At 69.9% G+C, this 12,312-nt stretch carries 11 protein-coding genes; 1 reads left to right on the top strand and 10 read right to left on the bottom strand.

Translation table 11 applies throughout. The features are described from left to right. Positions 1-28 precede the first annotated feature (28 nt). Positions 29-1,480: an argininosuccinate lyase gene (argH, locus tag ACQ0O7_RS03565; protein ID WP_430780278.1), complete on the bottom strand. Its 1,452-nt coding sequence runs from the start codon at positions 1,478-1,480 to the stop codon at positions 29-31. A gap of 93 nt (positions 1,481-1,573) precedes the next feature. On the opposite strand from argH, the gene dapE reads away from it, so the two are divergent. Next, positions 1,574-2,632, top strand: a complete 1,059-nt coding sequence (dapE, locus tag ACQ0O7_RS03560; RefSeq protein ID WP_430780277.1) for a succinyl-diaminopimelate desuccinylase — start codon at positions 1,574-1,576, stop codon at positions 2,630-2,632. A 471-nt stretch (positions 2,633-3,103) separates the two neighbouring features. On the opposite strand, the gene ACQ0O7_RS03555 is transcribed toward dapE, so the two are convergent. The 9 genes from ACQ0O7_RS03555 to argC all read right to left on the bottom strand — a co-directional run bounded on the left by ACQ0O7_RS03555 (position 3,104) and on the right by argC (position 11,536). Then, entirely contained in the window at positions 3,104-3,490 is a 387-nt protein-coding gene (locus ACQ0O7_RS03555) for a hypothetical protein (protein WP_430780276.1), read from the bottom strand. Positions 3,491-3,806: 316 nt separating this feature from the next. After that, positions 3,807-5,039 (bottom strand): argininosuccinate synthase, encoded by a 1,233-nt coding sequence (argG, locus tag ACQ0O7_RS03550; protein WP_430780275.1) that lies wholly within the window; start codon positions 5,037-5,039, stop codon positions 3,807-3,809. Continuing rightward, positions 5,036-5,929, bottom strand: coding sequence for a hypothetical protein (locus ACQ0O7_RS03545; protein ID WP_430780274.1), 894 nt, complete (start codon positions 5,927-5,929; stop codon positions 5,036-5,038). The genes argG and ACQ0O7_RS03545 overlap by 4 nt, the downstream gene beginning before the upstream one ends. Continuing rightward, on the bottom strand, positions 5,926-6,426 hold the full coding sequence (locus tag ACQ0O7_RS03540) for an arginine repressor (RefSeq protein WP_430780273.1): 501 nt from the start codon (positions 6,424-6,426) through the stop codon (positions 5,926-5,928). Before ACQ0O7_RS03540 ends, ACQ0O7_RS03545 begins: the two co-directional genes overlap by 4 nt. Further along, complete coding sequence (argF, locus tag ACQ0O7_RS03535; RefSeq protein ID WP_430780272.1) at positions 6,423-7,355, bottom strand: ornithine carbamoyltransferase; 933 nt, start codon at positions 7,353-7,355, stop codon at positions 6,423-6,425. The genes ACQ0O7_RS03540 and argF overlap by 4 nt, the downstream gene beginning before the upstream one ends. Next, positions 7,352-8,506 (bottom strand): acetylornithine transaminase, encoded by a 1,155-nt coding sequence (locus tag ACQ0O7_RS03530; protein WP_430780271.1) that lies wholly within the window; start codon positions 8,504-8,506, stop codon positions 7,352-7,354. Before ACQ0O7_RS03530 ends, argF begins: the two co-directional genes overlap by 4 nt. Next, positions 8,503-9,369, bottom strand: a complete 867-nt coding sequence (gene argB, locus ACQ0O7_RS03525; RefSeq protein ID WP_430780270.1) for an acetylglutamate kinase — start codon at positions 9,367-9,369, stop codon at positions 8,503-8,505. The genes ACQ0O7_RS03530 and argB overlap by 4 nt, the downstream gene beginning before the upstream one ends. Beyond that, a complete protein-coding gene (gene argJ, locus ACQ0O7_RS03520) occupies positions 9,366-10,538 on the bottom strand; it encodes a bifunctional glutamate N-acetyltransferase/amino-acid acetyltransferase ArgJ (RefSeq protein ID WP_430780269.1) in 1,173 nt (390 codons plus the stop codon). The genes argB and argJ overlap by 4 nt, the downstream gene beginning before the upstream one ends. Then, positions 10,535-11,536, bottom strand: coding sequence for an N-acetyl-gamma-glutamyl-phosphate reductase (argC, locus tag ACQ0O7_RS03515; RefSeq protein ID WP_430780268.1), 1,002 nt, complete (start codon positions 11,534-11,536; stop codon positions 10,535-10,537). The genes argJ and argC overlap by 4 nt, the downstream gene beginning before the upstream one ends. Positions 11,537-12,312: the final 776 nt, after the last annotated feature.

The following is a 12,312-nucleotide window of genomic DNA, read 5'->3' as shown; positions in this document are numbered from 1 at the left end:
CCTTCCGGCGCCGCTTTCTTCCCAGCGCCTAGCGGGGCACGACCTTTTCCACTGCCCACTGGCGCCAGTTGTCCAGCTTGTGCTGCACGGTGGCGAGCTGGTCGGCCACCGGGCCCGGCCCGGTCGACCCCGGCGTGGTGCGCGCGGCCAGCGCCGACGACACCGACAGCACCTCCCGCACCGACGGGTCCAGGTGCTCGCTGATCGTCTTCAGGTCGTCGTCGGTGACGTCGTCCAGCTCGCACTCGCGGGCCGAGCAGAGCGCCACCAGCTTGCCGGTGATCTCGTGCGCGTCCCGGAACGGCACACCCTTGCGCACCAGCCAGTCGGCGACCTCGGTGGCCAGCGAGAAGCCCACCGGCGCGGCGGCGGCCAGCCGGTCCACCCGGACGGTCATCGTCGAGATCATCCCGGCCAGCGCGGGCAGCAGCAGCTCCAGGGTGTCCACCGCGTCGAACGCGGGCTCCTTGTCCTCCTGCATGTCCCGGTCATAGGTCAGCGGAAGGCCCTTGAGCATGGTCAGCACCGCGACCAGGCCACCGATCAGCCGGCCGCTCTTGCCCCGGGCCAGCTCGGCGATGTCCGCGTTCTTCTTCTGCGGCATGATCGACGAACCGGTGGCGAACGCGTCGTCCAGCTCCACCCAGCCGAACTCGGTCGACGTCCAGAGCACCACCTCCTCGCCCAGCCGGGACAGGTGCACCCCGATCAGCGAGGTCACGAAGAGGAACTCGGCGACGAAGTCACGGTCGGCGACGGCGTCCATGGAATTCTCCGCCGGAGCCGTGAAACCCAGCTCCCGGGCGACCGCCGCCGGGTCCAGCGGCAGCGACGAGCCGGCCAGCGCACCCGACCCCAGCGGGCTGATCGCGGTGCGCGCGTCCCAGTCGCGCAGCCGCTCCAGGTCACGCAGCAGCGGCTGGACGTGCGCCAGCAGCCAGTGCCCGAAACTCACCGGCTGCGCGTGCTGCACGTGGGTCATGCCGGGCGCCGCGGTGTCCACGTTGCGGGCCGCCTGCTCGGTCAGCGCGTCGGCCAGCTCGATCAGCGCCACCGCCACCCCGCGGGCGTGATCACGCAGGTAGAGCCGGAGGTCGGTGGCGACCTGGTCGTTGCGGGACCGGCCGGCCCGCAGCTTGCCGCCGAGCGCGCCGAGCCGCTCCAGCAGGCCCCGCTCCAGAGCGGTGTGGACGTCCTCGTCCTCGATGGTCGGGCGGAAGTCACCGGCGGCGCAGGCGGACTCCAGATCGTCCAGCGCCGCCAGCATGCGGCCCAGCTCGTCCGCGTCGAGCAGGCCCGCGTTGGCCAGCACCCGGGCATGCGCGCGGGAGGCGAGCAGATCGTAGGGCGCGAGGCGCCAGTCGAACTGGACACTGACGCTCAGCCGGGCCAGCGCCTCGGCCGGCCCACCAGCGAACCGCGCACCCCAGAGCCGCGTCGGCTCGTCGCTCTCCGGCACACCCACTCCTCGGTCGTTCACGTTTCGTTACCGTCCTGACCCTATCGCTGCGACCGGCGGTCACGGCATCCGGCCCTGTGCATAAAAATGCCGGATCTCTGATAAGTTTGCAACATGACCACGCTCGATCTGACCGGTGATGTCGTCGAACTCACGCGGACCATCTGTGACATTCCGTCCGTCAGCGGCGACGAGAAGGCCCTGGCCGACGCCGTCGAGACCGCCCTGCGGTCCCGCCCCCACCTGGAGGTGCTGCGCGACGGTGACGCGGTGGTGGCGCGCACCTCGTTCGGGCGCGGCACCCGGGTGGTGATCGCCGGCCACCTGGACACCGTGCCGATCGCGGACAACCTGCCGGTCGTCGTCGACGGTGACATCATGCGCGGCCGCGGCACCGTCGACATGAAGGCCGGGGTGGCCGTCGCCCTGCACCTGGCCGCCACGCTCACGTCGCCCCGCTACGACCTGACCTTCGTCTTCTACGATCACGAGGAGGTCGCGGCCAGGCTCAACGGTCTGGGCCGGCTGGTCCGCAACCACCCCGAGTGGCTGGCCGGCGACTTCGCGATCCTCGGCGAGCCCTCCGACGGCACCGTCGAGGGCGGCTGCCAGGGCACCATCCGGGTGAAGATCACCGTGCCCGGCGTGGCGGCGCACGCGGCCCGCTCGTGGCGCGGCAGCAACGCCATCCACAGTGCCGGGGCGGTGCTCGACGTGCTCCGCGCCTACCAGCCGCGGCAGCCGGTCGTCGACGGCCTGCAGTATCACGAGGGCCTCAACGCGGTGAAGATCGAGGGCGGCATCGCCGGCAACGTGATCCCCGACCTGTGCACGGTCTATGTGAACCATCGCTTCGCCCCCGACCGCGACGTGGCCGCCGCCGAGGCACATCTGCGGGAGGTGTTCGCCGGCTTCGAGCTGGAGGTCGTCGACGCGGCCCCCGGCGCCCGCCCCGGCCTCGACCGCCCCGCCGCGAAGGAGTTCGTCGAGCTGGTCGGCCGCCCCCCGCAGGCGAAACTGGGCTGGACCGACGTGTCCCGCTTCGCCACCCTGGGCATCCCAGCGGTCAACTTCGGCCCCGGCGACCCGCTGCTCGCCCACACCGACAACGAGTTCGTCCCGATCCCGGAGATCCGCCAGGCCCTGCGGGTCCTGGAGTCCTGGCTCTCCTGACCCGCCCCACTCGGCCTGACCCGCCCCATCCGGCCTGACCCGCCCCATCCGGCCTGACCCGCCCCATCCGGCCCGACCCGCCCACCATCCGGCCCGACCCGCCCACCATCCGGCCCGACCCGCCCAACGTCCGGCAACGAAACCGTCTCAGGTCTCGCTCCCTGCTTCCGGCCCGCCCACGGCCAATCCCTCGCTAGGCCGACATCCCCAGCCGCGATCTCGGTGCACCTACCATCGGCGGGTCTTCTGCGAGGTTCCGCGCCGCGCTCGGCTCGCGCACGACCGGTCACAGTGTGCCCGTGCCGGGGCGGCGTCCAGTCACCCGGCCGAGGACTTGCGCAACACCCAGCCCTCCATCAAGAAGAAGACTCAAAAGAGACATCTCCCTCTGCTCGACGACTGCAAAATCTGAAATCTTGCTCGACCTGCTACCGAAGCGAGTCTTGTTCTCGGCTGCCTGATCACTTGCGGTCAACCCCTCACGCGGGCGACCCGCTCAGCAGAGACCTTGGTGGATTTACCACCGAAAAAGGTGGTAAATCCACCAAGATCGGCCAGAACGGAGCTGGAAGGCGGACACTCGCGCGGGGAATTGACCGCGAGCGGGCCAGCAGCTGAGAGAAAGGCTCTTTCCGGTGGTAAATCCTCCAAGATCACCCAGGATGAGGCCAGGTGGAGGACACCCGCGCGGGATTGACGGCGAACGGCCCAGCCACTACTGAGAAGCAGACGCGCTTCGGCGGCAATATCGACCAGATCGACCGGAGAAGGGCGCTGGCGCTGAGAAGTGACGACAAATCGGGCGGAAAAGAAGAAAGCTCGAAACGGTGATAAATCCACCAAGATCCGCTGAATCACGCGAACGGGCGCCCGGCGGATAGTGCCGACCAAGGCCAGACCAGCAGATAGGTGCTGGCCGGCGTCAGACCGGTGGGTGATGCTGGTCGACGCCAGACCGGCGGGTGATACTGGTCGACGCCAGACCGGCGGGTGATGCCGACCAGCGCTAACCCGGCAGATGATGCCAGCTGGCGTCGGACCGGCGGGGCGTGCCGGTTGGCGTCAGAACGGCGGGGTGGTGCCCGGCGCACCGCGACCCTGGGTGGTCGGCCGTTGGTCGAGTGGCCGTTGCGTGGTGGGTTGCGGTGCGCCTGGAACGGTTTGCCGGGGGTGGCTACTCGGCGGGGGTGGCGGCGGCTCGGGCGATGGCGCCGGGGACCGAGTACATGTGGGCGAACGCCCTCGCCTGCTCGCCGGTCCACAGGGAGGAGCCGTGGCCGTAGACGACACCCGAGCGGGTGGCGGCGTCCAGCAGGGAGTAGGGGCTCTTGCTGCCCAGGAGCACGATGTTGCCCTTGTGCAGCAGGACCCGCACGGTGCCGGTGACGCGGCGCTGGCTGGAGTCCAGGAAGGCCCGGAAGTCGTCCATGATCGGGTCGAAGTAGACGGCTTCGTGCAGCAGGTCGCCGTACGTGTTGCCGAGCGTCGCCTTGGTCGCCTGCTGCCGGTTCGACAGGACCAGTTTCTCCAGCTCGCGGTGGGCGGCCAGCAGGATCAGCATGCCGGGGGCCTCGAACCCGACCCGGGCCAGGTTGCCGACCATGGTGGAGCCCATGTGGATGCCCCGGCCGATGCCGTGCTCGCCGCCGAGGGTGTTGAGTGCCGACAGGATCGAGTAGTTGTGGTCGGTGGGCAGCGCGTCGCCGGCCACCGTGACCGCCGACGTCACCTCGCCCGCCTCGAAGCTGATCAGTAGTTCGACGCCCTTGTCGGGGGCCTCGTCGATCGACTTGGTGTAGGTCCAGGCCGACTCCGGCAGGTACTCCCAGGAGCCGTACGTCTCCTCGCCACCGATCGACGTACCGATGAGACCCTCGTTGATGGAGTAGAGCTTGACCTTCTCACTGACCTCGTAGCCCCGGGACCGCAGGAACTCGGTCTCGCCCTCCCGGGTGAGCCGTTCGTCCCGGATCGGCGTGACGATCTCCAGGTGTGGGGCGAGAGCCCGGATCACCGCGTCGTAGCGGACGTGGTCCGCCCCGGCACCGGTCGAGCCGTGTGCCACCGCGTCCGCACCGACCTCCAGGGCGACCTGCACCACTTTCTCGGCCTGGATCAGCCGTTCCGCGCCGACACACGACGGGTAGGCGCCGTTGCGCAGGTAGTTGGCCTTGATCGCATAGGTGATGACCCGGTCGTACAGCTCCGCGCGGGCGTCGACCACATGGTGCTCGACGGCGCCCAACTCCTCGGCCCGCGCCTTGACGACCTCGGCCTCACCGCTGTGCAGGCCGCCGGTGTCGACGTTGGCGGTCACCACGTCCCAGCCCTTCTCGCGGAAGTCCACGAGGGCGTACGAGGTGTCCAGTCCACCGGAGAAAGCGAGAACGATCTTGCGCTTGGTCATCGGGGAAGTTCCTTTTCGAGAATCGGCACGTACGTCTTGCCGTCGTGGCGGATGTGGCCGGGCGGCAGGACATAGAACTCGCAGCGTCCGGCTTCGATGTCCTTCTGCATCGCCCGCTGGCGGCCGTAGTCGAACGGATCGAGCAGGAAGGTCGGCTCGGGCACCTCTCCCCCGGCCGGGAGCCGCAGGTCGCTCTGGTAGACGAACGAGCCCGGCGAGGTGTGGAACGGAACGGTCGCGACCAGGATCTTCAGTGCGCCGAACTCGGTGTGCACCTTGAGGGCGCTGTTGTCGTACTGGGTGACGCCGTCCAGTTTCTGCGCACGGTAGGCGGACAGGGCGAGCGCCTTGGCCGCCTTGCCGAGACCGACGGCCGGCATCAGCGACCACAGCGACCAGCCCACCCAGCGGCCCGGTTCGGCGCTGGGGGCGGCGCAGTAGCCGCCGACCGGGACCGGGCCGCGGTAGCCGCTGTCCTTCATGTCCTGCTGCACCTTGCGCAGCAGCTGCTTCACGTCGGTGTCGAAGCGGAACGTGGACCGCTCCACCATCGCCGCGAACTCCTCCTGCGGCAGGCCGGCGATCAGGGCCGCGGCCGGCATCAGGATCAGGTCGACCATCACCCACTGCGGCATCGGGATGCCCCGGTCACCGAACGCGATGCCGTTGATCACGTTGAAGAAGTTCAGGAAGTCCCGGATCGACCAGTCCTTCTCGGCGGTCTCGGTGAAGTCGAGCCAGCTGAGCTTGTGCCCGTACGGCGTCTCGTTGAGGTGCGGTCGCAGCGTCTCGTTGGAGGCCAGGAAGAACTCCACACCGTGCCCGACCAGGCTGTCGGTGTGATCGGCGAAGTCCGGGAAGCGGGCCTCGACCACTGGTGTGAACGTCATGAACGGTTCTCCTCGGAATCCGACGTGCTCCACACGCTGAGTTTCACGGCCAGTTCCGCACCGGACATCGGCCCATCGCCGCGGGCCACCACGAAGATGGTGTCGTCGCCGGCGATGGTGCCGACCACGTCGGCCAGCCCGGCCCGGTCCAGAGCGCTGGCCAGGAACTGGGCCGCCCCCGGCGGGGTGCGCAGCACCGCGATGTTGCCGCTGTGGTCGACCCCGGTGAGCAGCTCGCGCAGCAGCCGGATCAGCCGGGCCGGGCCGTGTTCGACGCTCTCCCGCAGCGGCCGGTGCCCGTCCTCCGGAATGTAGTAGACGCCGCTGACCTTCACGGCGTTCAGCTCCTCCAGGTCACGCGAGAGGGTGGCCTGGGTGACCTGCACACCCTCGTGGGAGAGGAGCACGGTCAGCTCGGTCTGCGACTTGATCCGCTGACCGCGGATCAGGTCGACCAACCGCGCGTGCCGCGCCGCACGCGTCTGCGGGGCACTCATTTCGCGTTTACCGCCAGAAGCCAGGTGAGCAGCGCCTTCTGGGCGTGCAGGCGGTTCTCGGCCTGGTCGAAGACGGCGGACTGCGGGCCGTCGATCACCTCGTCGGTGATCTCCTCGTTGCGGTGTGCCGGCAGGCAGTGCAGCACGATCGCCTCCGGGTCGGCGGCGGCGAGGAGGTCCTTGTTCACCTGGTACGGCCAGAACGGGGTGAGCCGGTCCTTGCCGTCGTCCTCCTGGCCCATCGACGTCCAGGTGTCGGTGGCGATCACGTGCGCGCCGTCGACCGCCTCGCGCGGGTCGCGCAGCACCTCGACCGAGCCACCGGTCCACGCGGCGATCTCCCCGGCCCGGCTGACCACGGCCGGCGCCGGGTCGAAACCGGACGGGCCGGCGACCCGCACGTGCATGCCCGCCATCGCACCGGCGATCAGGTACGAGTGGGCCATGTTGTTGGCCGCGTCCCCCACGTACGCCAGTTTGCGTCCGTTGGTCGAACCGAAACGCTCACGAACCGTGAGCAGATCGGCGAGCAGCTGGCACGGGTGGTATCCGTCGCTGAGCGCGTTGACCACCGGAACGGTGACGCCGGAGGCCAGCTCGGCCAGCCGCTCGTCACCGTGGGTGCGGAAGACCATGGCCGCGACGTAGCGGGCCACCACCCGGCCGGCGTCGGCGAGCGTCTCACCCCGGCCGAAGTGTGTGTTCTGGGTGTCCACGATGATCGGCTGGCCGCCCAGCTCGGCGATGCCGGCCTCGAACGAGAGCCGGGTGCGCAGGCTGGCCTTGTCGAAGAAGACGGCGACGCTGCGCGGGCCGGCGAGCGGGGTGTAGCCGAACCGGTTCGCCTTCATCTCGGCGGCCAGGTCGAGGACTTCGGACTGTTCCTGCGGCGTGAGGTCGTCGTCGCGGAGGAAGTGGCGGGTGGTCACCGGGTACCGTCCAGGGCAGCGATCAGGGCATCCGCCTGATCGGAGGAGATGATCAAGGGCGGGGCGAGCCGGATCACGTCCGGCTGCGGGACGTTGACGAGGAACCCGGCGGCCAGCAGTTTCGCGCCGATCTCGCCGGCGACCGGCTCGGTGAGGACGATGCCGAGCAGCAGGCCGGCGCCGCGCACGTGACTGATCTTCGGGTGGCCGAGTGCCTCGATGCCGCGCCGGATCTGCTCACCGGTCCGCTTCACATGGTCCAGCAGGCCCTCACCGGCGATCGTGCGGATCACCGCGAGACCGGCGGCGCACGAGACCGGGTTGCCGCCGAAGGTGGTGCCGTGCGAACCCGGGGTGAGCAGGTCGGCGGCCGGCCCGAAGGCGAGGCAGGCGCCCAGCGGCAGGCCGCCGCCGAGGCCCTTGGCCAGGGTGACGACATCCGGCTCGACGCCCTCGCTCTGGTGGTGAAACCAGTGCCCGGTCCGCCCGATGCCGGTCTGCACCTCGTCCAGCACGAGCAGAGCCCCGTTGCGGGTGCAGATCTCCCGGGCGGCGGCCAGATAGCCGGCCGGCGGGACGACGACGCCGTTCTCTCCCTGGATCGGCTCGATGATGACCATCGCGGTGTCGGTGGTGACCGCCGCGTCGAGCGCCGCCACGTCACCGAAGTCGACGTGCGTGACGTCGCCGGGCAGCGGCAGGAACGGCTCCCGTTTCGACGGCTGGCCGGTGAGCGCGAGCGCGCCCATGGTCCGGCCGTGGAAGCCGCCATGGGTGGCGACGGCGTGGGTGCGGCCGGTCAGCCGGGAGATCTTGAAGGCGGCCTCGTTGGCCTCGGCGCCCGAGTTGCAGAACAGCACCCGCCCGGAACGCCCGGCCAGCGCGAGCAGAAGATCGGCCAGCGCCACCGGGGGCTCGGAGATGTAGAGGTTGGAGACGTGCCCGAGCTGCTGGATCTGGCTCGTGACGGCGGCGACCACGGCCGGGTGGGCGTGCCCGAGGGCGTTGACGGCGATGCCGCCGAGGAAGTCGACGAACTCGGTGCCGTCCTCCGCGGTCAGCACCGCGCCCTCGCCCTTGACCAGGCCGAGGGTGGGCGGGCCGTAGTTGTTCATCATCGACTGCTGCCAGCGCTCGGCGAGGCTGCTCATGAGGGGACCACCATGGTTCCGAATCCTTCTTCCGTGAAGACTTCGAGCAGGGTCGAGTGGGCGACCCGGCCATCGACGACGTGCGCGGCCGGAACTCCACCGCGCACCGCGCGCAGGCAGGCCTCCATCTTGGGAACCATCCCGGACTCCAGCGAGGGCAGCAGCTTCTCCAGCGCGTCCGCGTCGATCTCGCTGGTCAGCGAGGAGGTGTCCGGCCAGTTCGTGTAGAGGCCCGGCACATCGGTGAGGACCACCAGCTTGCGGGCGCCGAGCGCGACCGCCAGAGCGGAGGCTGCGGTGTCGGCGTTCACGTTGTGCAGCACACCCTCGGCGTCCGGCGCGACGGTGGCGATCACCGGGATCCGGCCGGCCGCGATCAGGTCGTCGACGGCCGACGTGTCCACCTGGTCGACGTCGCCGACCTGGCCGATGTCGACCTCCTCGCCGTCGATCATCGCGCCCCGGCGAACCGCGGTGAACAGGCGGGCGTCCTCACCGGAGAGGCCCACCGCGTGCGGCCCGTGCTGGTTGATCAGGCCGACCAGCTCCCGCCCGACCTGGCCGGTGAGCACCATCCGGACGATCTCCATCGTCTCCGGCGTGGTGACCCGCAGGCCGCCGCGGAACTCCGACTCGATGCCGACCCGTTTCAGCATCCGGTTGATCTGCGGTCCGCCGCCGTGCACCACCACCGGCTTGATGCCGACCAGGCGCAGGAAGACCATGTCGGCGGCGAACGCCTCCTGCAGCGAGGGGTCGATCATGGCGTTGCCGCCATACTTGATCACGACGGTACTGCCGTGGAACCGCTCCAGCCAGGGCAGAGCCTCGATCAGGATCTCGGCCTTCTTCTGCGCCTTCACGAGGAGTACGCCGAGTTCTCGTGCACGTAGGCGTGGGACAGGTCGGTGGTCCAGATGGTCGCGCCCATCTCGCCCTCCCGCAGGTTGATCGTGACGGTCACGTCGCGGCCGGACAGGTCGACCTTGCTGCGGTCCTCGGCGGCGGCGCCGCCCTTGCAGATCCAGACCCCGTTGATCGCCACGTCGATGCGGTCCGGCTCGAAGACCGCGCTGGTGGTGCCGACCGCGGCGAGGATCCGGCCCCAGTTCGGGTCGTTGCCGAAGAACGCCGTCTTCACCAGGTTGTTGCCGGCCACCGTGCGGCCCACCTGCACCGCGTCGGCCTCGCTGGCCGCACCCTGCACCTCGATCGCGATGTGCTTGGTGGCGCCCTCCGCGTCGGCGATCAGCTGCTGGGCCAGGTCGTGACAGACCTCGGTGACCGCGGCGGTCAGCTCCTCCAGGGTGGGCTGCCGGTCGGAGGCGCCACTGGCCAGCAGGATCACCGTGTCGTTGGTGGACATGCAGCCGTCGGCGTCGATCCGGTCGAAGGTGACCCGGGTCGCGGCCCGCAGCGCGGCGTCCAGCACCTCGTTGTCGGCGGACGCGTCGGTGGTGATCACGACCAGCATGGTGGCCAGGGCCGGAGCGAGCATGCCGGCGCCCTTGGCGATGCCGCCGACCGACCAGCCGTCCCGCTGGGCCACCGCGTTCTTCGCCACCGTGTCGGTGGTCATGATCGCCTCGGCGGCACGCGGGCCACCGTCGGCTGCGAGCGCCTTGGCCGCCGCGTTCACCCCCGGGAGCAGCTTGTCCATCGGGAGCAGCTCGCCGATCAGGCCGGTGGAGCAGACCGCCACGTCACCGGGGCCGATCATCATCCGGTTGGCGCCGCCGCGCAGCACCGCGGCGGTGTGCTCGGCGGTGGCGTGGGTGTCGCGGAAACCCTGCGAGCCGGTGCACGCGTTGGCCCCGCCCGAGTTGAGCACCACGGCCCGGACGATGCCGCCCTTGAGAACCTGCTGGCTCCACAGCACCGGCGCGGCCTTGACCCGGTTGCCGGTGAAGACGGCGGCCGCGGTGTAGTCCGGGCCGTCGTTGACGACCAGCGCGACATCGGCGTTGCCACTGGCCTTGAGACCGGCGGCGACGCCGGAGGCCCGGAAGCCCTTGGGATGGGTGACGGTCACGGTGCCACTCCGAACACGCTGAGGCCCGTGGTCTCGGGCAGGCCGAACATGATGTTGGCGTTCTGCACCGCCTGGCCGGCGGCGCCCTTGCCGAGGTTGTCGAGCGCGCTCACCACGATGATCCGGCCCGAGTCGATGTCGACGGTGGCCTGGAGGTGGCAGGAGTTGGAACCGGCGGTGGCGGCGGTGTGCGGCCACGCGCCCTCCGGCAGCACGTGCACGAACGGGTCGGTCGCATAGGCCGCCTGCAGCGCCTCACGCGGGTCACCACCGTTGAGCCGGCGGGCCGTCACCGTCGCCAGGATGCCGCGGGGCATCGGCGCCAGGATCGGAGTCATCGACAGCGAGGCCGCCCCGGTCGCCTGCTTGATCTCGGCGACGTGCTGGTGGGCGCCCACCTTGTAGGGCGAGAGGTCGCCCATGATCTCACTGGCCAGCAGGTTGACCTTGGCGTTGCGCCCGGCGCCCGAGGTGCCGGAACTGGCCACCACCACGACATCCTCCGGGTCGGCGACACCAGCGGCGATCAGTGGCGCCAGGGCCAGGGTGATCGTCGCGGCGTAACACCCGGTGTTGGCCACCCGCTCGGACGCGGCGATCGCCTCCCGTGCGCCGGGCAGCTCGGGCAGGCCGTAGGTCCAGGTGCCGGCATGACCGCCGCCGTAATACCTGGTCCACTGCTCGGCACTCGCCAGCCGGAAGTCAGCGCCCAGGTCGACGATCCGCACGCCCGGCGCGAGCTGGGCCGCCACCGCCGCCGACTGACCGTGCGGCAGCGCGAGGAACACCAGGTCGGCGTCACTCAGGGTGGCCGCATCGGTGCTGCCCAGCGTCAGGTCGAGACCGGCCAGCTGGGGGTGCACCGCACTGACCGCGGAACCGGCCTGACTGTGCGCGGTCGCGGCCACCAGGTCGAACTCGGGATGTCCGGCGACCAGGCGCAGCAGCTCACCGCCCGCGTAACCACTGGCTCCCGCTACCGCGACCCGGATGCCCATGACCTCCCCACCCTTCGTCGTATGAATATGCAGACAACCGTATCAACTCGCATTGGCGGCGGCAACCGGGAAACACCGCGTCCCGCATGCTGAGCGTCACTCGAACGGCCCGGCGGCACGTCGCGGTTTCCCACATCGGAGATACGGGGTTTACGTAGCCTCCCGCGTCGACCGCGCGAGGCCGGCCGGTGGCCCGGACCGAAACGCGGCCGCCGGGCGGAGTCCCGGGTCTGCGCCGAACCGGAGACCTCGAACGCCAGAAAGAACGTTCGTTACCGAGCCTTCGCCTCGACCCTCGCCCGCTCGCGGTCTTTCCGGCGCACGGCGACCACCAACCCGCAGGCCCCCGAGGGGTCCACCACCTAAAGGAGCCTGGTTTCGACTCCCGGCCCGCCTGCGGTCGATTCCCCCCGCGCGAATACCCGTTTTCCGGCCCCACTATGGCCCGATCTTGGAGGATTTACCACCTTTCGAGCCCTACTCTCGGCCGCCTGATCACTCGCGGTCAATCCCTCGCGCGGGCAACCCGTCCAGCAGAGATCTTGGTGGATTTACCACCGGAAAAGGTGGTAAATCCACCAAGATCGGCCAGGGCGGAGCTGGATGGCGGACATTCGCGCGAGGATTGACCGCAGCGGGCCAGCAGCCGAGAAGAAGGCTCAACGGTGGTAGATCCGCCAAGATCGGCCCCGGGCGGGGCAGGAAGCGGACACCCGCGCGGAGAAATGACCGCGAGTTGGCCGACGGCCGAGCTAGAGGTTCAAAACGGCGCCAGT

The organism is Actinoplanes sp. G11-F43 (assembly GCF_050589265.1).
In the GTDB taxonomy this organism is placed as follows: domain Bacteria; phylum Actinomycetota; class Actinomycetes; order Mycobacteriales; family Micromonosporaceae; genus Actinoplanes.
Note: the sequence above shows the minus strand (reverse complement) of the source record. Positions and strands in the feature narration are given on the sequence as shown.

Bases quoted from the DNA above. Each gene is read 5' to 3' on its own strand.
- dapE (WP_430780277.1), top strand. From the start codon at position 1,574: ATGACCACGCTCGATCTGACCGGTGATGTCGTCGAACTCACGCGGACC.
- argG (WP_430780275.1), bottom strand. From the start codon at position 5,039: ATGACCAAGCGCAAGATCGTTCTCGCTTTCTCCGGTGGACTGGACACC.
- ACQ0O7_RS03545 (WP_430780274.1), bottom strand. From the start codon at position 5,929: ATGACGTTCACACCAGTGGTCGAGGCCCGCTTCCCGGACTTCGCCGAT.
- ACQ0O7_RS03540 (WP_430780273.1), bottom strand. From the start codon at position 6,426: ATGAGTGCCCCGCAGACGCGTGCGGCGCGGCACGCGCGGTTGGTCGAC.
- ACQ0O7_RS03530 (WP_430780271.1), bottom strand. From the start codon at position 8,506: ATGAGCAGCCTCGCCGAGCGCTGGCAGCAGTCGATGATGAACAACTAC.
- argC (WP_430780268.1), bottom strand. From the start codon at position 11,536: ATGGGCATCCGGGTCGCGGTAGCGGGAGCCAGTGGTTACGCGGGCGGT.